This window comes from Aquimarina macrocephali (genome assembly GCF_051627225.1).
Classification (GTDB): domain Bacteria; phylum Bacteroidota; class Bacteroidia; order Flavobacteriales; family Flavobacteriaceae; genus Aquimarina; species Aquimarina macrocephali.
Genome location: NZ_CP151795.1, coordinates 946,986 through 972,800 on the forward strand (window position 1 = coordinate 946,986; position 25,815 = coordinate 972,800).

The 25,815-nt window shown below is 32.7% G+C and carries 16 protein-coding genes; 11 read left to right on the forward strand and 5 right to left on the reverse strand.

The window, feature by feature from the left end; genetic code table 11:
- The first annotated feature begins 1 nt into the window (after position 1).
- The 4 genes from AAFU52_RS04310 to AAFU52_RS04325 all read left to right on the forward strand — a co-directional run bounded on the left by AAFU52_RS04310 (position 2) and on the right by AAFU52_RS04325 (position 6,635).
- The gene (locus tag AAFU52_RS04310; RefSeq protein ID WP_024771965.1) at positions 2-1,057 is read left to right on the forward strand and encodes an ATP-binding protein; all 1,056 of its coding nucleotides are present in this window, start codon (positions 2-4) and stop codon (positions 1,055-1,057) included.
- A gap of 3 nt (positions 1,058-1,060) precedes the next feature.
- Positions 1,061-1,381, forward strand: a complete 321-nt coding sequence (locus AAFU52_RS04315) for an Hpt domain-containing protein (protein ID WP_024771964.1) — start codon at positions 1,061-1,063, stop codon at positions 1,379-1,381.
- 24 nt (positions 1,382-1,405) lie between these two features.
- Positions 1,406-2,137 carry a LytR/AlgR family response regulator transcription factor gene (locus AAFU52_RS04320; protein WP_438425641.1) on the forward strand — a complete coding sequence of 244 codons (732 nt, stop codon included), beginning with the start codon at positions 1,406-1,408 and terminating at the stop codon, positions 2,135-2,137.
- 475 nt (positions 2,138-2,612) lie between these two features.
- Positions 2,613-6,635, forward strand: coding sequence for a DUF6923 family protein (locus tag AAFU52_RS04325; RefSeq protein ID WP_438425642.1), 4,023 nt, complete (start codon positions 2,613-2,615; stop codon positions 6,633-6,635).
- A gap of 403 nt (positions 6,636-7,038) precedes the next feature.
- Here AAFU52_RS04325 and AAFU52_RS04330 read toward each other — a convergent pair whose 3' ends face one another.
- Both AAFU52_RS04330 and AAFU52_RS04335 read right to left on the reverse strand, forming a co-directional pair.
- The gene (locus AAFU52_RS04330) at positions 7,039-7,194 is read right to left on the reverse strand and encodes a bacteriocin-like protein (protein WP_152538634.1); all 156 of its coding nucleotides are present in this window, start codon (positions 7,192-7,194) and stop codon (positions 7,039-7,041) included.
- Positions 7,195-7,406: 212 nt separating this feature from the next.
- Complete coding sequence (locus AAFU52_RS04335; RefSeq protein WP_438425643.1) at positions 7,407-9,482, reverse strand: tetratricopeptide repeat protein; 2,076 nt, start codon at positions 9,480-9,482, stop codon at positions 7,407-7,409.
- 573 nt (positions 9,483-10,055) lie between these two features.
- On the opposite strand from AAFU52_RS04335, the gene AAFU52_RS04340 reads away from it, so the two are divergent.
- The 7 genes from AAFU52_RS04340 (at position 10,056) to AAFU52_RS04370 (ending at position 19,841) form a co-directional block, all read left to right on the forward strand.
- Positions 10,056-10,862 carry a glycosyltransferase gene (locus AAFU52_RS04340; RefSeq protein WP_024771960.1) on the forward strand — a complete coding sequence of 269 codons (807 nt, stop codon included), beginning with the start codon at positions 10,056-10,058 and terminating at the stop codon, positions 10,860-10,862.
- Positions 10,863-10,956: 94 nt separating this feature from the next.
- Complete coding sequence (locus tag AAFU52_RS04345) at positions 10,957-14,982, forward strand: DUF6923 family protein (RefSeq protein ID WP_438425644.1); 4,026 nt, start codon at positions 10,957-10,959, stop codon at positions 14,980-14,982.
- Positions 14,983-15,095: 113 nt separating this feature from the next.
- On the forward strand, positions 15,096-16,358 hold the full coding sequence (locus tag AAFU52_RS04350; RefSeq protein ID WP_394331066.1) for an oligosaccharide flippase family protein: 1,263 nt from the start codon (positions 15,096-15,098) through the stop codon (positions 16,356-16,358).
- A 102-nt stretch (positions 16,359-16,460) separates the two neighbouring features.
- Positions 16,461-16,757: an STAS domain-containing protein gene (locus tag AAFU52_RS04355; RefSeq protein ID WP_024771957.1), complete on the forward strand. Its 297-nt coding sequence runs from the start codon at positions 16,461-16,463 to the stop codon at positions 16,755-16,757.
- 31 nt (positions 16,758-16,788) lie between these two features.
- Positions 16,789-17,088, forward strand: a complete 300-nt coding sequence (locus AAFU52_RS04360) for a hypothetical protein (RefSeq protein WP_024771956.1) — start codon at positions 16,789-16,791, stop codon at positions 17,086-17,088.
- Between the two features lie 248 nt (positions 17,089-17,336).
- Entirely contained in the window at positions 17,337-18,554 is a 1,218-nt protein-coding gene (locus tag AAFU52_RS04365) for a glycosyltransferase (protein WP_438425645.1), read from the forward strand.
- A 336-nt stretch (positions 18,555-18,890) separates the two neighbouring features.
- Positions 18,891-19,841, forward strand: a complete 951-nt coding sequence (locus AAFU52_RS04370; RefSeq protein WP_438425646.1) for a T9SS type A sorting domain-containing protein — start codon at positions 18,891-18,893, stop codon at positions 19,839-19,841.
- Positions 19,842-19,938: 97 nt separating this feature from the next.
- Here the strand turns inward: AAFU52_RS04370 and AAFU52_RS04375 are convergent, their stop codons facing one another.
- From AAFU52_RS04375 to AAFU52_RS04385, 3 genes are read right to left on the reverse strand one after another with little or no spacing between them, the layout of a single operon-like run.
- Positions 19,939-21,486, reverse strand: a complete 1,548-nt coding sequence (locus tag AAFU52_RS04375) for a cellulase family glycosylhydrolase (RefSeq protein WP_438425647.1) — start codon at positions 21,484-21,486, stop codon at positions 19,939-19,941.
- Positions 21,483-22,718 carry a hypothetical protein gene (locus AAFU52_RS04380; RefSeq protein WP_438425648.1) on the reverse strand — a complete coding sequence of 412 codons (1,236 nt, stop codon included), beginning with the start codon at positions 22,716-22,718 and terminating at the stop codon, positions 21,483-21,485. Before AAFU52_RS04380 ends, AAFU52_RS04375 begins: the two co-directional genes overlap by 4 nt.
- On the reverse strand, positions 22,718-25,807 hold the full coding sequence (locus tag AAFU52_RS04385; RefSeq protein WP_438425649.1) for a hypothetical protein: 3,090 nt from the start codon (positions 25,805-25,807) through the stop codon (positions 22,718-22,720). Before AAFU52_RS04385 ends, AAFU52_RS04380 begins: the two co-directional genes overlap by 1 nt.
- Positions 25,808-25,815 lie beyond the last annotated feature (8 nt).

Here is a 25,815-nt window from a genome sequence, read left to right on the forward strand (position 1 = left end):
TATGCACTCATTATTGACCAGACAAATCAAAAAACATTTGGATACTGAACATAAAGAATCTCAGTATTCCGAAAAATTCTTAAGTGCTATTGATAGATCCTATCACAATTTTGAAGATCAACTAGGTATGTTACAGAGGGCAATGTCTATAAGTTCTAAAGAATTATTTGATGCCAACCAAAAACTTCAGAAAGAAGCAGAACAGCAAAAAAAAGTAATTGCCAGTTTAACCGATGCCACTAGAATTCTTCAATCCATAACTTTCAAAAATATGAAAGGAGGAAAAAATGGGGATGAACTCTCAGGAATCGAACTAGCTGTAATGATCGAAGAACAGGCTGTTCAAATTTCAAAAGTCGAGAAACAAAGAGAATTGTTACTCAAGGATTTAGAAAAAAGTAATAAAGAGCTTAACGATTATGCGCATGTGGTATCTCACGATTTAAAATCTCCATTACGAAGTATCAATACGCTTATTAACTGGATAAAAGAAGATACCCAAGGAGGACTTGAAGCGCCAATACTAAAGAACCTGAATTTAATTGATCAGAATATTGAAAAAATGGATAATCTAATTAGTGGAATTTTAGAATATTCTATAATTAGTGATAGAACAAAAAATCTCGAATCTGATATTGATCTAAATACTCTAATCGGAGATATTACACATGTAATACATCCTCCTGATCATATAAAAATTAGCATACACAATCAACTTCCTGTTATATATGCAGATGTATCAAGAATTAAACAAATATTTCAGAATTTAATTAATAATGCTATACAAGCAATAGATAAAGATAAAGGAGAGGTCATAGTAATGTATGAAGAAATCCCTAATTTCTGGAAGTTTGGTATTAAAGATAATGGAAGAGGAATTTCTGAAAAATATCACAACAAGATATTTCAGATATTTCAAACTCTTGATGACGAAAAAAAATCAACAGGTATTGGGTTATCGATCGTAAAAAAAATAGTAGAATTTTATAATGGAAAAATTTGGATCGAGTCTGAAGAAGGACAAGGAACTACTTTCTATTTTACATTAAAAAAATAACATATGAACGAAACTCCAAATCTCATATATATTAAAGAATTGGCGGCTGGTTCTGAGTCTTTTGAACAAAAATTAATTGGTATTGTAAAGCGAGAATTCCCTGATGAAAAAGATGAATTTCTTAAAAATTATACCTCAAAAACATATAATAAAGCAGCAGAAAATGTTCATAAACTAAAACATAAAATTGGAATGTTTGGTTTTGAAGAAGGGTACCAAACTGCAATAGACTTTGAAGAAGAGCTAAAAAGCGGTAACACTTCGTTATATTCAAAATTTATATTAATTTTAGAATCCATAGAGCATTTTCTAAAAACTCTTTAAAAATCCTTTAAAAACCAATTTATTATGAATTGCATAATTATAGATGATGAAGAAACCGCAAGAATGATTATTCAACAACTTTGTTCACAGGTTGATGAACTAAATGTTATTGATGATTTTCCGAATGCAATTCAGGCCATTAAATTTTTAAATAAAGAAGAAGTAGATCTTATATTTCTGGATATTCATATGCCAGACTTTACAGGTTTTGATTTTATTGATACCTTAAAGAATCCACCTAAGATTATTTTAACAACTTCTGACAAAAATTTTGCTTTAGAAGCTTTTGAGTATGAATGTATCGTAGATTATCTGGTAAAACCAATAACCTTACCTAGATTTCTTAAAGCAATACAAAAGGCAGAAAGCACAACAACAGTTGCTGCTACAGAAACCTCAACAGAGACACAAACAGAATCGTCCTTAAACACTTCTTCTTCTGAAGAAAATGAGCTTTATATTAATATAGACAGAAGGTTAATCAAGATTAATATCCCAACTATTAATTTGATTGAAGCCAAAGGAGATTATGTGCTGATTAAAACCGAAAAGCAAAATTACACAGTACATTCTACATTAAAAAAGGTTGAAGAAAAACTACCAACCGATCTTTTCCTAAAAGTACATCGATCTTATATTATTAATATCAAAAAAATTATTGATATAGAAGACAACAGTGTACTTATTGCAAAAGATGTTATACCGGTGAGTCGTTCTAACCGCCCGGAGTTAATGAAGCGCCTTAATATGCTTTAAGTTAAGAGAATAGTAGCCAATTACATAAATAACGTGAGTTCGACATAAGAAAATTTACGTCAGTCAGAGTGATTTTCGGTAGAAAATTGTACTTCGACCAAGCTCAGCAGAACTATCGAAGACAAGTAAATTTTCAAGCAAAAGCCTTGTCATCCTGAGCTTCGTCGAAGGGTCGATACAATTTTTCTCCGTTTCACTATGAAAAATCACTCAAGTTGACGGCTTTTTAAAACTAAATCCTTACATCGAATCCTGGTTAAATAACATCACGCCAGTCTTATCTAAGAAGGTAATTGAATTTGATATCTATGATATTTCAAATCGCATAATCTGGATTTAACCACTCCCACCCTCATGTACTCAACTCTATACAAAACCCATTCATCTACAGTAAATTACCCCTGATCGAATAACTCCAATATAGAGAGTTTATATAGATTAATTTTAGTCATCTGAAACCTAAATCTATATCAAAATGAAAAAAATAACTACCTTCATATTTATATTAGTAGTTTTATCTGGATACGCTCAACAACCTTTTGATTGTGATGAAGGTAATTTCTACCAGGTGATCTCTGGATCTTTAAAAGCATATGATCCAATTACCGGTTCATATTCTGATGCACTACACACCTACTCTACCACCTATAATGCTGGAGGATATAATCCCGAAGATAATTATCTATATGCAATTAAGAGAGGTGACAATCACCTCCTTAGAATTGCCAAGGATATGGTGATTGATCTTGGTGCTGTAACCCCTGCCGGGACTACAGTTTTTGGTGGTGGATATGCAGCAGATGTCGACGCAGACGGAAACCTTTGGGTGTATCAAAATACCAACAAAAAAACATTTCATAAAATAACAAACTTAAAAGATTATGACGGATCTTCTTCTCCTGTTTTCGAAGTTGTAGAAGCTGATCAGACTTCGCCCAGTACTTGTGCAGATATTGCATATATAAATGGTGCTTTTTATGGAGGAAGCAGAGGAAAGCTATACAAATGGGATCTGTCTTCAGGAACCCCTGTATTTTCTCAAAAAACAGTAACCAATCTACCTACTGGTACTTTTGGAGCTGCTTATGCCGATGCTAATAACAGATTGTATTTATCTGTTAACAACGGAGGTTTATACTTAATCAATGATTACGAAAGTGCTACCCCAACAGCCACATTGCTTAATCTTACCGAAACCACAAACTCTAATGACGGTTTTAAATGTGCCAACGGTATTTCTCCACTCGATAAAGATCAAGACGGGGCTTTAGATTCTATGGATGATGATAGTGATGGTGATGGTATAACAAATATTGCAGAATGTAACGGTATGAATCCTTATGGAGATAATGATGGAGATGATTTATACAACTACCTGGATAACGATATTAGTGGTAACGGAGACAATGTAGTACAAGACGCTTTTGATAGAGACAGTGATGGTAATCCCGATTTTCTGGATATCGATTCTGATAACGATGGTATCTATGATATTGTAGAAGCAGGGCAAGGCGATAAAGACACAAATAACGACGGGATTTATAATGGATCTGACAGCAATTTTCTGGATACTGATCTAGATGGATTAGCAGATGCGTTTGATCCTGATCAAGGGAATACTTTTATTCCTAACGATACTGATAATGATAGTATTTATGATTGCTACGATATCGATTCTGATAATGATGGAATTGTAGATATTATAGAAGGACAAAATAGTGGTAGCTATCAAGGGTTATCTAATATTGATGAAGATAAGGATGGTATGGATGATGCGTTTGATCCTGATTATGGAGGAACCACAAACGGAACCATAAATACTGATGGTACAGATACTTATGATCATCTGGACACCGATTCTGATAATAATGGTGTATCTGATAGTACAGAAGCATATGATAGTGATGGTGACGGAGTTGCAGAAACTACATTATCTGGAGTTGATAATGATAATGACGGATTAGATGATAGTTTTGATTTAAGAAAAAGTAGTTTTGCTCCAGAAAACGGAGGGCAAACTCCAGCAAGTTTTCCTATTCCTGAGATCTGTGACAGATATAACTACTTAGGTGATTTTTCTTCTAATGGAAAGCCACTGTATTTGGATGGGCAAGATGTAGTTACCCAGGAAACTATCGATTTGGTAAATAATGCATTACCAGAAGGGTATCCGGTACCAGATTTTAACCCTCATTATATTTCTTCTGGTTACGATTCAGATATTGAAGTACAGGAACAAGCTGATATCTGGGTTACTTTTATAGGAGAAGGTGCTGGATACAAAAATACATTAGGATTCTATACCTATGATATTAATAATCCATCAACTTCAATACCTGCTCCAGAAGATATTACCATCATTTTTCCTAACGTATCTGCTGTAGGAAGCGGCGGTGAATTAGAAATTGGTGATAAAGTAAAAATTGGAACTTTCCCTCCTAATACAGGAATAGGATGGGTACTGCTAGCCAATGCTTGGTCAGACGGTTGTGTGGGAACTGGATACTGGCAACTACATTCTAATCCAAATTATAACCCAGAAACAGATCCTTCATTAAGATACCACAACGTATTATTATCTGATCCTGATAATGAAAGAATTATATTAGGCTTTGAAGATATTAGAAGAGATTATGCTTCTTGTGATCAGGATTTTAATGATGCATTATTCTATATCACAGCAAGCCCTTATACAGCGATCTCAACAGATAATTATGTGGATATCGATACGGCTACAGATGTTACTTCTGCTAATAATGGTGGGTTAGAAAGTAACGGTGACTTAGCAAGCTTAATTGCTAAACGTAACTTTAGCAGAACAAAAACAAATAGTATTTTCAATACCAAAAAATCACAAAAAAGATTTCAACCTGGTATGAAATCGTACAAATCGGGTAACAATGAAGATTTAAGTATTTATTTCCCTAATACAGGAATATTCGGAACGGAGTCTACTTATGTATCAAGTCCAGATGATCTATTAGGTATCACTAATGCAAAAGCTGTATTCTCTGTAGATTACTACAAAGGAAATGAAAGAGTAGCAGCAGCATTAGCCACATCGACCAAAGGTTCTATTTATGATCATTCAAAAACAATTTGTGACCGATTAAATGGCTCTAAATTATTAGATGTAAGAACAGTAACTATTAAAAATCACACTATTGTGAGTACTAGAATAGAGAGAGCTTCTGGTCAAATTGAATATGCACTAACCTTTTCGGTTAAGAAAGGTGAATCTGAGAATGAAATCTATAGCTTATGGAATATTGGCAACTATCCTGATGGAGATTATATAAATTTCCAGGTATGGGGTGGATCAGTACCACAAGTAGCAAATATTGCGAATCATATTTTGGATTCATTTACAACCGACAAACCTATGCGTAGTCATAAAGTGAGTCATAGAGTACCTACTGTATTTGTAGAAAAAGGATCATATGCAAATGGAAAGCTAACCCTAAATATTATCAATAAATTAGGTGCCAATCATATGACATTTAATGGTAACATTAGAAAGACTGAACAATCAAAAGAACACAATATGATTGAAACAGTAGCATTATCAGGAGCATACAATGAGCAAATCACCATAGAAACAGGATATCTATTTGATATCGGGTTCTCTATCCTAGGACAAAACTCTACTCAATTAGATGCATTGTATCTGGCAGATGGTCCCTGGGGTATTGATTACCAGGAACAAGGAGTAGTGATCGAGAATTTTGAAGTAACAAAACATGATGTTGCAGCTCAGAAAAATGAATATACTATAGAACGTAATGCACTAGTATATGGTAATGTAAAAGAAACTTTAAATCTTTTTAGAAATATATTGGCAGGCGAATTAACGCTATCTGTGTCTGACTATGATGCTGTACAGTTTGAAATGTATAATGATAGAGATATCGAGGTGATATTAGTAACCGAAGGTCTTACAGACTGGAGTAACAGACTTAGATATAGAATTCCTGCTACCGATGAAAAAACAACGCATACCATTTCGTTTTCTGATTTCACAAATGGTAATAAAGAAAATGAAAGCTTCAAAAAAGTAAGAAGTATTGTGTTTTCTGTACAGGGAGATTATCAAAACTTTACTCCATTTCACTTGGAAGTATCTGATCTGGCATTCACCAATACAACAATAATAGATCCAGAATTAGATCCTGAAACACCTGTGGTGGTAGAAGAAAATGGAGAAGATAATAGCGACGAAATCGCACAAGTAGAAACAGATGAACAAATCACAGTTACTACGCTTTCTAATTATCCTAATCCTTTTAAAAACAAAACTTCAATTCAAGTACCAGGAACACATGAAGCATTAGAAATGGTAGTCATCGATATGATAGGAAGAACAGTACGACAAGAGCGCATGGTTGTATATAATAACACCATAACTTTTGAAACAAGAAGCCTTATCCCAGGTGTATATTATTACATCTTAAGAGGCAATAACAAACAAAAATATAAAGGTAGTTTTTTAATCCGATAACAAAAATAGGTTAAGTTCAGGATTTGGGTAATAGCGGGGATAACGTCATGGTTGTCCTCGCTATTTATATATAATTTATTTTGAAATACATAATCCAAATTTAACCAAGCATATGATATCAAGCCCATCCCAAAATGGCTCGAAGGATTACCAACGTATTTCGAACAGTCACCTATAATCCGGCTGTTTTGATATTAATCCTGAAGTAATTTACACAACCAACAATAGATAGTTAATCCCTCTTAAACGATACAGAATACTTTCTACTTATAGCATTAAAAAAAATCCGATAATCCAACATAGGTTATCGAATTTTCTATAAAAGAACATAGCTTCACAAAACAAAATCACTTTACATTAGATCCGTTTTATCTAAAGAATGTAGTAAGCTTGTTCTTTACAATTAATGGATAGCCATTGCTGCATACATTATATTTAACATATAGCATTGCGGGCATAAAACAAATGGAACAGGTCCTGGTCGTCGGTCATCATCTCCTCCATTGATTTTGGATAATTCTTTTCTATCTAACTTCTTGAAATTTTTAAGATTCTTCATAATTATTATTTTTGTTTATACACTTTTTACTTAACGCTTAACTTACGTTTCTAAGAATAGTATAAACCTAATAACAAAATGTTTTTTGAATATCCGAAATGTTTGAATTTCAAAAAATTCGGACGTTTTAGCCAGCGTTTCTATAAGTACCAATTATAATTCTTGTGAAGTTGTTTATCCCCGATAGTGTGGATTTAAGGTACCAATACTCGTTACTTTTGTAATTCCATTATCTTTTTATCAAAAATCGGTTTACGTAAGAAATACCATTTTAGTCTAAAACCAAATTCTACATACTCAAAACCTGCCGCTGTAGCCGAAGCAATATTACTATACTTGCCATAGAGGTCTGCTTTAAAACGTTCTGAAAACCGGTATCCAAATTTTCCTTCTGCTCTAAAAGTAGATGATCCCGGATCATCTTCTACAAATTGTCGCCCCAAAGCTGCACTAGCATTATAAAACCACTTTTTTTGTGGATCACTTACCACTTCTGCGAATAGCTCTCCTAAATTAAATCGTGCAGGGCTAAAATAGATTGTAGGTACCTGATTCTTAAAAGAAAGGTATTGATAATTAATACCTACTTTTAGAATAGGCCTTTGTAGTACCGTATAATACAAAGATGTAAAAAGTAGATTTCTACTATTATCATCGGTTTGAGAAGTATAGATATACTGGGTATACCATCCTAAATTAAAATTGGTACCAAGGTTATAATTCAAAAAGTAATTATTCATTACAATCTCACGATTCAACAAATCTGCATTAAAATTTTGTAGCTCTCTTTTATATCCAACATCTAAGTTTTGAAGGGTAAATGGTTTTGTTTTTAATATTGCCTCGGCAACCAATTCTGTATACTCAGTTGTAAATCCATCGGCATTGGTAATCCCTATTTTGGATTGTAGAGAAACTCTTCCATTAAATTTATACACTCCCCCTAGCCAAAAATCATGAGAAGTGGCTTCATTTTTGGTTACTGTATTTTTAGTAGTTCTATAATCATATTGAATCTCGGATTTGAATTTGGCAGATAATGGAATCTCGGTCTTTACCGTAATATTTACTGCTTCATTATCTCCATTGTCAAAAGTAAATGCTGTTTTTTCTTCTATAAAAGGCGTGTGTGTTTTCTTTAATGTCTTTATCAGTTTTTCGGCATCCTGTTGCTTTGGGTAATATTCTAATGTTTTAAAAGCATATGTATAGGATTTCATATCCTCTCCCACTGCTCTATATGCATTTGCTATTCCTAAATTACCATCAAAAGACCCCTTGTCTTTTCCTAAAATCGTATTGTATTTTTGAAGACTGGTTTTAAAATTGCTGGTATACATACCATGAGTAGCTTGTAAAGCCAGTACTCTCGAGTTATCTGGATATAATTGTTGTAATTGATCTATATCTTCTTTTGCTGCAGTAAATTTCCTATTCCATAATAATGCTTGTATATATCGTTCTCGTGTAGATAGATAAAGTTCTTTATCTTCTTCTAATCTTTTCACTTTATGCTTTGCCATACCAGCTATTGCTAATGCTTTCTTCTCTTTATATCTTTTATGAGCCACCAGAGCCAAGCCATTTAACGATAAAATACTATCCTTAGGGTTTACTGCCAAAGCGGTATATGTTTTTTCTGCGTTATCCAGATTATCTGTCATTAGATATAGGTTTGCCTTATTTAACTGAGTATCCTTATCATTAGGGAAATCAATCAGGTTTTGATCTAATAGCGCAATTGCTTCATCATATTTTTTGTCCTGTGCTATGGTATTAGCATACCCCAAACGAATATATTTTCGAGATAGTAAGGCATTAGGATTTCCTTTTTGTAGTTGTAATGCATTGTTGACCAACTTCAATGCATTTTCATATTTTTTGAGATTAGAAAGTGTATTTGCATATCCCAGTACCGCGGGAAAGCTTGTACTATCTTCTTTAATCAATTTTTCATAAAACGTTTCGGCTTCGGTAAATTGACGATTCCAGAGTAGTGACTCCGCATAATTTAGTTTAATTTCAAAATCATTTGGATATTCTTTTTTTAGTCCTGTAAAAATTGATACTGCTTGTTGTGAATCTCCTAATAACCCCACAGCTCTTCCATAACATAAACGTGCAGTTTTGTTATCGGGATATTGTTTTAGAATCGTATCAAAAAAAGATTTTGCCTTATCATATTTACCGGTTTCCAAATACTTAAACCCTTCTTGCATATCTTGTGCAAACAAAAATGAAAATGAAAACAAAAATAAAAGGCTAATAAAAAATGACTTTAAGTGCATTATTTTGTGTAATAGTTGATTAACATCGTTAAAGTAAGAATAACTAAAAAAACATCTGTCAAAAACTTAATAAGTTTTATAAAAATAATATCACCACCCAAGATTCATTTAAGAAAAAACACATCGGTATTAACATAATTTTATAGAATTAAGGATTAAAACAGGGGAAAAAACCCCTTTTTTTAACATTAAAATTATCAAAAAAGCATTTTTTTCTTTAACATTTGTAGTATTTTACCTTCTTTTTTAAATTCAAAAATGTTAAAATTTCAGTAAAAAATATCGATTAACCGATGAAATACACTGTTTTTGGAATTTGCGTAAACATTTTGTGGTTTTACCATAACCAAATTTCAAAAACACATATTACTTTTACAACGAGTTGATAACTAGCGCTTATGGTCAATTCGAGATTACAGTAAATTCGTCAAAATGTAAAATAATCTTCAAAAATCCCCAGAAGAATGTTTAACATGTTTTAAAAGATTTAGGTCTAAAAAAAGTAATAAAGACCAATATTAAGAAACCAATACTTCTACTACCCCAGAAGTATGTCCCAAAATCTAAAAAAAAATGACGAAAATTACCGGAATTATTATCCCATGTTATAATGAATATAATAGATTACCTCAAAAAAAGTTTTGTGATTTTTTAAGCAGAAATTCAAATTACCACTTATGCTTTGTAAATGACGGCAGTTCTGACGATACATTAAAAATGTTGTGTGAACTGAAAGAATTTGACCCACAAAGGATATCAGTTCTTGATCTCGAACATAATCAAGGTAAGGCTACTGCAGTACAAACAGGAGCAAACTACCTGGCAGATATAGACATTATAGAAAATATTGCTTTCCTTGATGCCGACCTTTCTACATCATTAGAAGAAATGGACAACTTAGTAAAGAAACTGAATAGTGATCCAAAACTAACCATGGTTTTTGGTTCTAGAAAAGCAGCAGAGTCAAACAATATTGACAGAAATATAATTAGAAAACTCTTATCAAACTTTGTTGGATTCTTTATCCGATTTATTCTTCAGCTTCCTATTAAAGATACACAGTGTGGAGCAAAAGTATTTAAGAAAAGTATCATCGAAAATGTATATAGCCAACGATTTATCAGCAGGTGGTTATTTGATATTGAAATCTTTCTTCGATTAAAAAAGCATGTAGGGTTAAAAGATCTATTAAACTGTATTAGTGAAGAACCGCTAGATAGCTGGATTGAAGTAGAAGGTTCTAAAATAACACTAAAAGATTCTTTTCTTATCCCAATCAATCTATTAATGATCTGGTTTAGTTACTTCAAAATCAAAACAAATAGCAAAAGTGCTTCAGACATTTTCAACCTTAAAACAGATTACTATATGGTACGATAACTACTTTTCTTCTTTACTAAATTTAATTCAAAATATATTTTAACTATCAATAAACGTCTGTATTAGTTTTCAATACAAGCGACCAGTATATACTATGAAAAAGATCATTATACTTTTGATAATTCTCCTAGCAAATATTACGTATGCCCAGCAATCATTAGACTGTAATGAGGGAAAATTTTATCAGGTAATTTCTGGAGCATTACGATCATACGACCCGATAACAGGAACATATTCAGTGCCTCTTCATACGCATACAGCATACAATGCGGGAGGATACAACCCTGTAGATAACTTTTTATATGCGATTAGAAATAGCGATAAGCATTTATTACGTATCGGAACAGACATCGTAGTAGATCTGGGTGCTGTTGCCCAAAATGGAAGTGTTTCATTTGGTGGCGGTTATGCAGCCGATGTAGATAGCGAAGGGAACTTATGGGTTTTTCAAAATGCACTTGATAAACAATCATTTCATAAGATTACCAATCTTCAAAGTTATGATGGCTCTTCATCACCAACATTTGAGATCGTAGTATCTGATCAGGCCTCGCCAAGTACTTGCGCAGATATCGTTTTTATAGATGGTAATCTATATGGCGGTAGTAAAGGAAATGTTTATAAATGGGATCTTACTACAGCTACACCTGCTTTTAGTTATAAGACCGTTACAGATTTACCGAGTCATACATTTGGTGCTTGTTATACCGATACCAGTAACCGATTATATGTATCTAGTAATAAAGGTGGATTGTATTTAGTAAATGATTATGAGTTAGCTTCTCCTTATGCCACATTACTCAATAATACCGAAGTAACAAATTCTAATGATGGTTTTAAATGTGCAGTTGGAGTATCACCTATTGATGCTGATAAAGATGAAGTTTTAGATCCTTTTGATAAGGATACCGATGGAGATGGAATCCCTGATATTGTAGAAGGTGGTGGGATTGATCCATATGGTGATGATGACTCTGATGGAATTTTTAATTACCTGGATCCAGATTTTGGGAATACTTGTAATAGTGGAGTCTCTTTGGCTTTTGATACTGATCGTGATGGAGTCCCTAATGTATTGGACCTTGATAGTGATAATGACGGGATATTCGATATCGTTGAAGCCGGATTAGGAAGCTATGATACCAATGGAGATGGTTTTTTTAATAGTCAGGATGCTAATTTTGTAGATTCTGACCTTGATGGAATTGCAGACATAGTAGACGTTGATCAAACCGGAATTGCATTTTACCCTACAGATACCGATGGTGATTTAATTTATGACCCATACGATATTGATGCTGATCAGGATGGTATTATTGATCTTATTGAAGGACAAAACAGCTCAAGTTTCGTTGCTCTTTCTGGTTCAGATCAGGATAGAGATGGTATGGATGATGCCTTTGATCCAGATCATGGGGGTACGCCTCAAGGATATATAAATACAGATGGCACTGATAATCCTGACTTTATGGATACTGATTCTAATAATGATGGAACTTTGGATACTGTAGATGGGTATGATACTAACAGTGATGGTACTGCTGATACAGTTGCCGCAGGAAATGATTTTGATCAGGATGGCTTAGATGATAATTTTGATCTAAAGGAAACCGTATTTGATTCTGAGAATGGAAACCAGACTCCAAGCAGTTTTCCTGTATTAAGTATTGGCCAGCGATACCAATATCCAGGAACATATAATAGTAACGGAACTCCTGATTATTTAGGAACAAACGAAACACTCGCTTCTGATTACCTCACACGAATCGACAACGCATTACCAGAAGGAAATTCTGTACCAAATCTTAATCCGAATTATATTTACTCGGGATACGATACCAATGTTACCATAGAAAGTACAACGAATGTTTCTGTAACTTTTATTGGTGAAAACACAAATTATAAAAATACATTAGGTTTTTATACCTATGATATAAATAGTCCTTCTACTGCGGCTCCTAACCCAGAAGATATAACTATTGTATTCCCTAATGCTTCTAAAACAGGCAGCAATGGTGAATTAAATGCTGGTAATACTGTAAACATAGGTAGTTTTGCTGCAGATACTGGTATTGGCTGGGTATTACTTGTAGACGGTTGGAATGGTAGCACTGTAGACTCTGGATTATGGCAAATCTATTCTAATCCTGATTACAATCCAGAATGTGATGAAGCACTACGACCACATAACATCCTTCTTGCAGATACAGCAAATGAGACCATAGTACTTGGTTTTGAAGATATCAGAAGAGATTATCCGGGAGTAGATCACGATTTTAATGATGTTCTTTTTCACATCAAAGCTGATCAATACTCATCTTTAAAAACTACAAATATCCCTGAATTAACAGAAGAAGGTGTTGTAACTTCTGGAAACGACGGTGGATTAGAAAGTAATGGTGATCTGGCAAGTTTAATTGCCAAAAGAAATTTTTTAAGATCAAAAACGAACAAAGTATACAATCAAAAGAATTTACAGAAACGTTTCGCTCCGGGTCAAAAATCATACAAGTCTGGTAATAGTCAAGATTTAAGTATTTATTTCCCAACAACTGGTGCCACAGGAACAGAAACATCTTTTGTTTCTAGTCCTGATGACCTGATTGGTATAACAAATGCTACGGCAGTATTTTCGATAGATTACTACAATCAAAATAAGAGAGTTGGAGCGGCCCTTGCCATGGCAACCAAAGGATCTATTTATGATCATTCTAAAACGATCTGCGACAGACTTAATGGTTCTGTATTAGAAGATATAAGAACATTAACAATTCGAAATCATACTTTGGTAAATACCAAAATCAGAAGAGTTACAGGAGAAATCGAACAAGCTTTACATTTCTCTGTGAGAATAGATGAATTTCAAAATGAATTATATAGCTTATGGAATATCGATCAATACCCAGAAGGCGATTACCTTAATTTCCAGATTTGGGGTGGTTCTATCCCACAGGTAGCAACTATTGCAAATACTATTATCGATAAATTGATCGAACAAAAGTCATTAGGTAAAACTTTTATTCCTAATAATATCCCATCAGTATTTGTACAAAAAGGATTTTATAGAGATGGTAAACTTGTTCTAGATATTATAAATAAATCAGAAGTAAGTCAGTTTAATTTCAGAGGAAACAAAAGAGCCACTGAATTGTCTAAAGAACAACTAATTACCAAAACAATATCCTTATCTGGTAAATATCAAGAGACCATTACTGTAGAGACAGGATACTTATTTGATATTGGATTTGCCATTACCGGTGATAATCCCAATACAGCAGATATACTATATCTGGCAGATGGCCCCTGGGGGATCGATTATCTGGAGCAAGGAGCTACCGTATTTAATTTTGAAATCATAAAAAATAAAAACAGTGAAACTCAAAAAGGGCATTATCAAGTAGAACGAGATGCCAAAGTAAATGGTAATCTAAAGGAAACTATGAATCTGTTTAGAAATATCCTTGGTGGTGATCTAACACTAAATGTTTCTGAGTATGATGCCGTTGAGTTTGAATTATATACTGACAGAGATGTAGAAGTAATTTTGGTAACCAAAGATCTTGCGAACTGGAATGAAAGGCTTAGATATACCATAAAAGCTAGTGATACAAAACAAACGTATACAATTCCTTTTTCAGATTTTTCGAGTAAAGCAAAACAAAGTGTTTCTATCGATGAATTAAGAAGTGTTGTATTTTCTATTCAGGGAGATTATCAAAGCTTTGCTCTTTTCAATCTCGAAGTTGCTAAACTCGCTTTTACCAAGGAAAAAGAAAACACAGACACTATCGATGAGGAAGATAGCGATGCTACAATTATTAATAATGATGATGTAGAAGATATTACTCTAGCTACAGATAATAATACTGTCATAAACAATTCTCCTAATCCGTTCAGGACACAAACAACTATCAAAATGCCTACAGTAAATCAAAAAATTACAATTTCTGTAATTGATATGTTAGGTAGAGTTGTGCAAAAAGAAGAGTTAGGAAGTGCAAGAGCTCCATCAGACACATTTACGTTTACCGCTAAGAATTTACAGCAGGGAGTGTATAAGTACATTATTAGAGGAGATGATTTTAAGAAAAGATACGAGGGAAGTTTTTTAATACAATAACAATAGTCAATAAAGCTGCTATACTACCTAAAAACAGGTAGTATAGTGGTTTTATCAAAAAGAGAATATTTTTAGAATAAAATGTAAACGTTGGAAAATTAAAAACTAACTTTATGAATATGATTCTTAATACTGCTTTAAAAAAATTAAGTGCTGAACAAAAATTTATGATCAGCGTTATCATTGTTAATGGAGGAAACTATCTATACAATTTGATATTAGGTAGAATCTTAGGTCCCGAACAATTTGCAGATGCAGCATTATTAATTACTTTTCTTTTGGTTTTATCTTTTATCGCTATGACATTTCAGCTATCCACAGCTAAATTTTCTGTGATTTTTGAAGATTCAATATTTAAAAGTTTTATCAATATTATTTATAAATATTCAAGTATTGTTGGAGTTATCTTTGGTGCTCTCTTACTTATTTTTTCCAAACAACTTCAAGTACTTTTTAATACTCAATCTTCTGTTATGTTTACCATTTTTGGGATTGGTGTTCCTATTTACTTCATAATGAGTGTGAACAGAGGAGTGTTTCAGGGCAGTAAAAAGTTTGACAGTCTTGCAATCACCTATCAGGGAGAGATGTTAAGCAGGTTGGTTATTACTCTTATTTTGATATATACCTTAGGTTTACAATCTTCTATTTTAGTTGCTTTGGGTATTGCTATTTCTTTTTTGTTTGGGTTATTACCTTTTCATTCGCGAGATATAGAGATCACAAAAAAGCATAAACTACCATCTGCAGAATCTAAATATATCATTAAGTTTTTCTTGCTAACGGCTTTCTATGAGTTTACTCAAATCATAATCAACAATAGCGACATTCTAATGGTTAAACATTATTTTGAAACTTATGAAGCTGGTTTGTATGCATCATTAGCATTGATTGGTAGAGTAGTTTATTTTGTGGCCTGGATGTTTGTGATGTTACTATTACCCAAGGTAGTACAAAAACAAAAGGACGGAGAATCCCATGCTCCTATATTATTTAAATATGTATTCTATATCACACTGCTTTCGGCATCCATTGTTCTGGGATGTTATCTATTTCCCGAATTGGTAATCAATATCATGTTTGGCTCAGAATACTTAAGTGTTGCTCCATTACTATGGAAATATGCAATCGCAACTTCACTTTTTGCTATTTCTAACATTTTTGCCTATTATTTTTTATCCTTAGATCAATATATACCCGTTATATTATCGGCTTTACTAGGGGTCTCACAGGTTGTACTTATTATATTCTTTCACGACACATTATCTGATATTGTTATTATGCAAATAATAGCAATGGCTATTCTTCTCATATTTCAAATCTTCTTTTTTATAAGCTATCAGAAGCTATCTAAAAAAAGCTCAACGAACAATTAAATCAATTCATCGAAGGATACTTGCACCTCAACAGATTTAGCGTAGAGATGCAAAAAAATTGATCCATCTTTGAAATATTAATAACCAATAAAACAATAAGTTATGGCTTTAAGAATTACTAAAAATCAAGGGATTTTTGAAATTAAAGGAAGTATTGTAGCAGAAAATACCAAATCTCTACAACATCATTTTGAGAAGCTATTATTCAATTCAGACAAAGTGATATTGTGTATTGACAAGGTTAAAAAAATTGATGCTTCAGGTGTTACGGTATTGACCAAGTTATTCAGAAATGCTATGGAAAGCAACAAGATTTTTTACATCATTGGAAAAGAAAACAAAAAAGTAAGTAATGCTTTTGGTAAAGTAAGTTACATACTAAGAAGTGATTTCGTATAACATTTAACACTCCCCCCAAATATAAAATATCATGAAACTACAAATAATAAATACGTCAGGAACATTTGAAGTAATAGGGAACTTTACTTTGGATAATACAGAAGTAGTAAGAGATCATTTTAACTACTTATTAGATCATTATGAAGAAGTAGTAATGTCTTTAAAAAAAGTAAATAAAATCGACAAAAAAGCAATAAAAGTTTTAAAAGACATCTATGCAAAAGCAAATAGAAGAAGTAAAATACTTTTTGTTTTAGGAAAAGAAAATAATGTAATAGTAAATGCTTTCAAAAAAAATAAAGCAAATCATATTTTTAGAGAAAATTACTAATCTAGGTATATAAGTTTATTACCTGTAATAGTCTTATAAAATTCTTTCTGATTGGCAACACTATAATTATTCTTCTTATGTTTCAGTTGTTTTTGTTGTTAGGTTATTATAAATTGTAGTTTATTATATTAAAAAATAAAGACGTACCCCATTCGTCCTAAAATCTTGAAACCTATATAACCAATAAGATTTCTACTCGATTTTAATTCGTCTCTGTCTGTTTCTAAAAAGAATACAAAATTCAACAGATGAAATTAGCAATTGTAACAGCATATCCGCCTAGTAAAGTAACTTTAAATGAATATGCATACCACCTGGTAAAACATTTTAGACAGCATGCCGAGGTATCCGAACTTATTTTATTAACCGATGTATCTCCTAATGACGCTGATACAGTTTTTGAAGAAAAAGGATGTAATGTAGTCGTTAAACAATGTTGGAAATTTAATAGCTATAGTAACATCTTCTCTGTCATGAAAGCTATTAGACAAACTCGTCCAGATGCAGTATTGTTCAATCTTCAGTTTATGAAATTCGGAGATAAAAAAATAGCTGCAGCACTTGGTTTATTACTACCCAAACGTTGTGTTTTTAACAAAATACCAACTATAGTTCTGTTACACAATATTATGGAGCAAGTAGATCTGGAAAGCTCTGGGTTTACAAAAAATAAAGTTTTACAAAAAATCTATAACGGGATAGGAACAACACTCACCCGGTTTATTTTATCTGCAGATATCGTTGCCGTTACTATTGACAAATATGTACATATTTTAAAAGCGAAATATAAAACTGAAAATGTAGTGCAGATTCCTCATGGAACTTTTGAAATACCTGAAGAACCAAAATACACGCTTCCAGAAGGTCCATTACAAATTATGACTTTTGGTAAATTTGGTACCTACAAAAAAGTAGAAATCATGATTGAAGCGGTAGAAAAAATACGATCAAGAACAAATATTGATTTAGAGATTGTAATTGCTGGAACCGATAATCCTAATGTTATTGGATATCTACAATCGATGAAAGAAAAATATACAGATGTACCTCAACTCACTTTTACTGGTTATGTAGAAGAAGCAGATGTGCCTCAAATCTTTACAGAAAGTGCAATGGTCGTATTTCCTTATACCTCTACAACGGGTAGTTCTGGTGTATTGCATCAAGCAGGAAGTTATGGTAAAGCTGTGGTTATGCCAGATTTAGGAGATCTAAGTTTATTAGTAAAAGACGAAGGATACCAAGGAGAATTCTTTAATCCGGAAAGTGTAGATAGCCTGGCCGATGCTATCGAAAAAATAGTCATGGACCCTGCATATCGTACTGCTTTAGGAAAAGCAAATTATAAAGCAGCAACTGCCTTACCGATGAGTAAAATTACAGCAATGTATATAGAGCAGTTTAATGCTATTAAAAAAAATAACGCTCGCAAAATTGAAAAGACATATAAAGGGGCTTCTTTATAAAAACATTTCTGCCTGTATACTGGCAGGATTGCCCCAAACTTAATGATTTGTCGTAACTGTAAAACACTCTATTGCAAAAACAATAGAGTGTTTTTTTTAAATAGCTTTGTATAATAGTTGCTATTATGCGAATGTATTCTGGTTAAATTCAATTTGTTTTCTTTTTCTTGAATATGTTTAATATAAGGTTCAATTCATACCCTTTATTTCCTTTAAAAAAAGAAATAAACGCATAGCATTATACTATAAATCTATGGCATGAGTTAGTTATTAAAGCTTACTAAATATTCTTTTATACACAAGGTTCTATTTCACTTCAAATTAATCGTAATTTATATGCTTAATCCCCAGTATTTTTTATTGTTTTTTCTATTTAGTCTTTCCGTGGTTGCCCAACAATGTGACAATAGGGTTTGGTCAGGAGTGGCAAAGTACCATCACGTGACAAATGCTACTACATCATGTGGATACTCCCCAATGGCTAATGATACATTATATGCTGCACTTAGAGCTACGGATTATCAAGCAGAAAGACTTTGTAATACATGTTTAAAAGTAAGTTCCAACAAAGGCAGTGTTATTGTAAAAGTAATGGATAAATCTGGTACTCATGGATTAGACATTCATAAAAAGGCTTTTGCCAAACTGGGAGACACTCTCCTGGGTAATGTTAACGTTACATGGAAAATCACAACTTGTCCCGAACAGGGAAATATGGGGTATTATTATTCCAAAAGTTCCTTTGCATCAGAAAAGAGAGTAATGGTTGTAAACACCAAATCGACCGTTAAGAAACTGTATTTCAGGTATCAAAACAATGATTTCAAAGAGGTGTTTCGTGCAAAGAATAATAGTAATGATTTTTTTGTAATCACTTGGAGAGATGATCAAAATTTAGGGCCTTATGATTTTAAGGTTGTAGACATTTATAATAATTCTATAATCGATCGGGATATAAGTTTTTCGCCAAATACTACTTTTTATGGTCAAAATCAATTTATTGGATGTGATGTGGTTTCTGAAATAAACAATGAATCTACAGATAAGGTAGCTATCAAATTTCAAAACCCAATGAGTTCTAATGGATCGATTTCTATCGAAACAGATCAAGAAAAACAATTCACAATTTATTTATATTCATTAAAAGGGCTTAAGATATTAGAAGCTAATCTTGAAAGTAATTCTAAAAAGCATCTCTTTAAAGGTATACAAGAAGGATTATACATTATCTCTGTCTATAGCAATGAGGGTTTAATTTTGAATAAAAAGTTAATCCTTCAAAATTAAATATTTAGGGTAATATCTGTTTATATGTTTCAATGCCTATCATTGGATGAGTAATATTGACCTCATTTTGATATCAGAAAACTGCGTCGGTTCAAATTTACTTACTTATAAACTCAAAAGCAGGTTTCTTATTTCCATTGCGATCAATAAACCCAAAGTATTTTTGTTTGTGTTTTCGCCAAGGTAATTTACCTACCACGGCACTAGGCACCTCATCAAAATCATATAAAGTCCAGGAGAGGTAATGGATATTATCTTGTTTAATGATCTCTTGAAATTGTTTATAATAATTGGCTTGCCCTTTTTCTGAAGGACCAAAAGGACTCCAAAGTCCCCTGCTAGAAGATAATCCAAATTCTTGTAAAACCATAGGTTTCTCAATTTTTGCACTCATTGTAGTATACGCTTCAGAAAAAGTATTGATGTCCAGATAGTAATGAAAAGAGATAATATCTACTTCATCCTGTAGTAAACTAGCAGATGCTGTATCAGACCACCCTATAGTAATCAAGTGATTAGGATCGAATTGTTTGATTTGACGAGTCATTTCTTTTAGCCAGGCCAATACATTTTCTTTTCCTCTGCTATCAAAATCCAGGTTAGGTTCATTTTTTATATCCCAGGCAAGGATAGCGTTATGATTTGTAAAAACACTTACAATTTGTTCTGCATGGCGATGGGTTAATGTCCAATCCAATACAGAGTAATCCCCATAAAAATCAAATAATGTAACAATAACTTTAAGGTTTTTGGCTTCTGCCTTATCTAATACTTGTTTAAGTTTTTCTAATTTTTCTGTTTTCACCTTAGCTTTTCCAAAAACTTCATAGGGTATAAAAATTCGTATCGTATTTAAGCCTGCATTCTTAATAACATCAAAATCGGCACCAATGACATTAATGTCATAATCATCACCAAACATATCCCATGGTGTTTTCTGCGGATAATAGTTAATCCCTTTGATCTGGTATTCTTTATCTTCTACAAATATTTTTTCTCCTATAACTTTAATCGAGCTATTGGTTTGCATTACAGGATCTGATGAATGATTTTTTTCTTTTACCATATGGCGTATCCGCCAAAAACCATCTTCTAACATTAACATCACCTGATAGTCTGATTGCAACTCTGTTTCTAATAGTAGTTCATTATCGCGATAAACTCTTTGATATTCTTTTACACCTGTATCTGTTATAACTGCTAATTGGCCATCTGCGCTATAAAAATCTAATGCTACATTATGAGTAGTTGTAGTGCTATGTATAGCAATATCTTTTTCTTTGTTGGATACTAATGATGTAACAATATGTTTCTGTGCACTTTTAGTATAGTAATCCTCTATTCCCTCTTGTTTATTAGTTTGGTATGCTGCATTGCGTATATACCATGCATTAAGGTAATCTTGTTCTATATCCTGTAACGTCTGTTTTTCTATAGGTCGCCCGGGGTTAATCGTGTCTTTCCATTTTAATTTGGGTAAATACACTTGCTCTTTATGTAAAGCCAGATGTAGCATCGAAGTTCGATCTGCTCCTGTAGTAAGATAAGATAATGTCTGGCTGATACCAAAGAGTATTAATATAATGACTCCAACAAAAGAAATGATGATGATTGATCTATATATGTTTCTATTCCAGCTTATCATTTTAGTGCTATATTCTTAAATTCTTTTTGTATTCCTAAAGCTTTGATTTGAATATCATAGTTCCCAGAAACATAAAACCCATCCTGTAAAAGGAATCTAACGATCCCTTGTGAAGAAGTCTTAATTCCGGTTTCTATTTTTTGATTATCCTTAAAAATATCAATCTTTACTATAGTTCCATCGGGGATCAATTGTTCCATAAAACTTATCAGAGGCCCAATAGTAATCTCTCGATTATTATCGTTAAATTTCACTTCAAAATCATTCAAAACCTGAGTATATGCTATAGTTAATGTATTGCTCTCTGCCATTCCTGGTACATAGGCTTTAATTTGCCACGTATCTTTGTGATCGGGATGTAAAATTTTACCTACCGCCTGGCCATTAACAGTACTTCCTTGTGTATGCAATAGTAATCCTTTTGCATCTCTAATTACAAATTTAACAAGGGAGCCATCACTTACTATATTGCCATATTCATCTTTTATGATAGAAGTAATAAACTCTGTAATTTGATTACCATCTGCATATGCATGTTTTCGATTACTTTTAATCTCAAAATTTTCTGGTAACGAAGGATATACCTCAACAGAAAACTCTTTAGAAACCGTCCCGCCAACTTTCGAAAACAATAATATTCGTCCTGATTGCTCATAAGAGAATATGTTTATCCAGCCTATCATATCTTTGCTTTGCAATATGCTTTCTTTTTCTATATCCAAAAATTGATGCCTGATCAATACTGCTGTACTATCCGGCAATGGATTATCATAAGAATCAGTAGGAACGATAATTTGCATTGTATAATCTTCTCCTCCTGCTATGATACTAGGAGGTCCAATATAGGATTCTAAATGCACTTTTGTTTTGGTATTAGGTATGATTCGTATTTCACCTTCATATAAACTCCCTGACTCACCAAGTAAGGTATACGATACTAACCCTTTTTTCTTTGCCATAAACTCTGGAACGACAAAATGAGCTGTATTCTGTTTATCAGAATCGATTATATTACTTCCAAAAGAAGAATGTATAAAAAGTTGAGTCCTAACAGGTGTATTAAGTTTAAAATCTAACACAATAGTATTTCCTGCTTCAAACACTCTTTCTTTGGTTAATAACACTGCAGAAACTTCGTCTGTTTTTTCTAGAACAGTCGTAAAAGCTATACTTATGGTACAAATTAATGACCCTAGCAGTAGTAGAATAATATGTTTCTTTCTTAGCTTCATTAATTTGGTGCTCCGATATAGGTATTAATTTCAAATTTAATATAACTAAACCCTTTTCCTTCTATTGGTAAAAATTGTGCTGATTGGTGTTCAACTTTTCTACTAGGAACCACTTTACTACTAATTAAAGTATTTAATAGTCCATTTACAAAAACGTTTTTCAAATCTTTATTAATAGTATTTACCCCTGATAAATCTAACAATCGATAATCAAAATATTGTTTACGTTGTGGGCGAATACCTTCTGGTAAATATTGATGATCTACCCATACTAGTTCATGATCCTTATTGTAATAAGAAACTAACAGTAAAGGAATGGTAACCTCTTCTAGTCCAGAGTTAAATAAAACTCCTTCTACATGATCATTTTTTATAGAGAGTTCATTAATTGCAACTCCTTTATATAAATCTACTGTTGTTACATTTCCTGCACATTGCAAGTTGAATTTAGCAGGTTTTTCATCAAACTTCATTGCTGTAAACTGATCAGGGTCAAAAGTTTTAGGCTTATGGTCCTCTTTATCTATCCAGGCAATTCCTTCAAAATTAATCCGGAAACTAGTAATTTCCTTAGGCATTAATTTATGTTTCATTTGATGTTTGGCATTGTATCTCGCTAATTTTTCATCATTACTATTATATAATGTGCCAGTGATTACAACATCTGCTGGTATATTATCGATATTTTGTATTTCGCCTATAAGACTATATTGATCTCTACATTCAATAATTTTTGCCGATAACACCTCTAATACAGGTTGTTTAAGAACATCTTCATGATACGTCTGTTCAGAACTAACTCTACGTCTTCCATGATTATAAAAAGCAGTGATGTTTTCTGCAAATAATTGATCCGGAGGAATATCCAAATCATATGGTAATGGCTTTACAAACCACTTTTTGCCATATTTTACCAACTTATGATAAAATATTTTATCTATTTTTTCTAATGGAGTGATCCAATAAGTAATTACTTTAGCTTTGGCCGTACTATCAGTTTGTGCAATAATGTCTACATTAATCTCATCTAATTTGGCATATGAACTTAATAGTCCATCTGTTACCGCAACCTCTAACATATATTGATCCATAGTTTTATCACTTTTCGGATCCAGATAAGAGTATGCCCTTTCAAATTCTTTAAAATCCAATGCATCATAATATGATTCTGTTACATTAACAGGGCTTATCTGTTTTACATTTTTTATGTATATCAAATAAAAACCATATCCCGTAAAAATCAACATTAGGAATCCCCATAGATAAGATGCTTTAAAAATTGATTTTTGAAATCCCTTATAGTGTATTCCATACTTAAAATATACAGGAAAACTTTTATGTTTAGCTTTTAAAGCATGTATCCATATCAACTGTATATTAATAATAAATGCCAATAATACAGTACATAATGGAATTAAACCCCACATTAATTTTTGAAACGTGGGAACATCTTCTTTGGGTAAAATACTGGATAACGGAGGAACATTTAGTTTTTCCCAAACCATAATCCCGTTTTCTAATTGTCGCAGCCTCTGCCAGCCACAGAAATATAAGATAGGGTCATAAAACTTATCATTAGAAAACACATATTTTAAATTATATTTCTCGGGAACAGTAAGAAATTGTTGCAGAGAGCCAATGCCTTCTACTCCTCTAAATTTTGAATTTTCTAAGCGTTCTACCGCTCTGGTCGTTAACTCTGGTAATCTCCTGGCAGAATGATAATTTCCATCAACCGTCATTGCTTTAGTTTGAGCAGAAAGCCATGCCATCTGATCTCCAAACCCCAAAGGAAGGTATCTCCATTGATCATGTTGATCCTGGCTTAAAAAATTTAAAATAGGTAGCATTTTAATCTTTTGCGGTTGCGAAGGTCTGAAGTATCCCAGGCTCATCGTAAAAAACGTTGTAAAAACAAGAACTCCCGTAAATAATCCTCCCAAAACTCTATGATACACACTTCCGTATCTTTCTTGAATTTTTTGTTTTAAATCTCCTTCTATAAATCGATAACTAAATTCACCAAACATAGGCAAGGCCATAATAGAGGCCCATAGTGTAAATCTGTCTAGCGTTAGGATATTAAAAGCATTTTCGCCCAGCATTATTCTGGGGATTGGAGTCGTTCCTCCTGTTCCCAAGATCGTTAAAAGTGTTATCGACAACCCAAAAAACAAATACCGCTTACTGTAGAATCGATACCATATATAAGGTAATAAGAATAACAAAATCCCCCATGGGATCAAAAAGAATATTAATCCCGATGAAGTGACTTCGAAAAAATTATCTCTGGATCCATGTGGTATGGGTACTTGAGTAATCGGATTATTCTTAGTATTAATCCAATAGGGAAGAATACAAACAATAATTAATAGTAGTGATCCAAAACCAAAACCTACAATTCTTTTAAAAAGAAAAAGAAAGCTTTGCAAGAACATCAAAAACCTAATTTCTTTATATGAACCCGCTTTTTCTTTGGAAACATCCATGATTACCATACCTATAAGCGGAAAAATGAAGAATACCATCCCAAAAATTGGAGTTACATGATGAGAAGTCACTGTAACCGCTAAAAGGCTCAAAGCATTTAATAAATATTTATATTTCCCAATTTTAAGCCATAGATAAATTTCGGGTAACGCATGCAATAGGATAGACAGCCCTATAATGCTGGGTAATTGTCCAAAAATATGTAGTGTTTCTATAAAAGCAGAAGAGAACACTGCAAGTATAGCTGTATATCCAGCAACTTTTCTATTAGAGGTAAGTACCAGGGCAAAACGGTATATTCCTGTTATAAAAAGAATGATGGCTATAATAGCCACAGTAAACAAACCAAATTTAAGCCCTCCAATATAAGAGAACAACCCAATACTTTGATGTACCAATGGTGGATATCCCATTACTGTAAAACCTGTATACCAACTATAGTTCCAGGGTTCAAACCAATTATTGGCGTAATGATTTCCAAAAAATAAATGAATTAACGCATCATATGTAGACTCTAGCGTAAAAAAAATAGTCGTACCATGAAAAACCACTCCGATGAGTAATGCACTTATCAAATACTTATTTGTGGTTTTATCCATAAAGACTC

Excerpts from the sequence above, each read along its gene's own strand:
- AAFU52_RS04310 (WP_024771965.1), top strand. The coding sequence starts at position 2 with ATGCACTCATTATTGACCAGACAAATCAAAAAACATTTGGATACTGAA.
- AAFU52_RS04315 (WP_024771964.1), top strand. The coding sequence starts at position 1,061 with ATGAACGAAACTCCAAATCTCATATATATTAAAGAATTGGCGGCTGGT.
- AAFU52_RS04320 (WP_438425641.1), top strand. The coding sequence starts at position 1,406 with ATGAATTGCATAATTATAGATGATGAAGAAACCGCAAGAATGATTATT.
- AAFU52_RS04325 (WP_438425642.1), top strand. The coding sequence starts at position 2,613 with ATGAAAAAAATAACTACCTTCATATTTATATTAGTAGTTTTATCTGGA.
- AAFU52_RS04330 (WP_152538634.1), bottom strand. The coding sequence starts at position 7,194 with ATGAAGAATCTTAAAAATTTCAAGAAGTTAGATAGAAAAGAATTATCC.
- AAFU52_RS04335 (WP_438425643.1), bottom strand. The coding sequence starts at position 9,482 with ATGCACTTAAAGTCATTTTTTATTAGCCTTTTATTTTTGTTTTCATTT.
- AAFU52_RS04340 (WP_024771960.1), top strand. The coding sequence starts at position 10,056 with ATGACGAAAATTACCGGAATTATTATCCCATGTTATAATGAATATAAT.
- AAFU52_RS04345 (WP_438425644.1), top strand. The coding sequence starts at position 10,957 with ATGAAAAAGATCATTATACTTTTGATAATTCTCCTAGCAAATATTACG.
- AAFU52_RS04350 (WP_394331066.1), top strand. The coding sequence starts at position 15,096 with ATGAATATGATTCTTAATACTGCTTTAAAAAAATTAAGTGCTGAACAA.
- AAFU52_RS04355 (WP_024771957.1), top strand. The coding sequence starts at position 16,461 with ATGGCTTTAAGAATTACTAAAAATCAAGGGATTTTTGAAATTAAAGGA.
- AAFU52_RS04360 (WP_024771956.1), top strand. The coding sequence starts at position 16,789 with ATGAAACTACAAATAATAAATACGTCAGGAACATTTGAAGTAATAGGG.
- AAFU52_RS04365 (WP_438425645.1), top strand. The coding sequence starts at position 17,337 with ATGAAATTAGCAATTGTAACAGCATATCCGCCTAGTAAAGTAACTTTA.
- AAFU52_RS04370 (WP_438425646.1), top strand. The coding sequence starts at position 18,891 with ATGCTTAATCCCCAGTATTTTTTATTGTTTTTTCTATTTAGTCTTTCC.
- AAFU52_RS04375 (WP_438425647.1), bottom strand. The coding sequence starts at position 21,486 with ATGATAAGCTGGAATAGAAACATATATAGATCAATCATCATCATTTCT.
- AAFU52_RS04380 (WP_438425648.1), bottom strand. The coding sequence starts at position 22,718 with ATGAAGCTAAGAAAGAAACATATTATTCTACTACTGCTAGGGTCATTA.
- AAFU52_RS04385 (WP_438425649.1), bottom strand. The coding sequence starts at position 25,807 with ATGGATAAAACCACAAATAAGTATTTGATAAGTGCATTACTCATCGGA.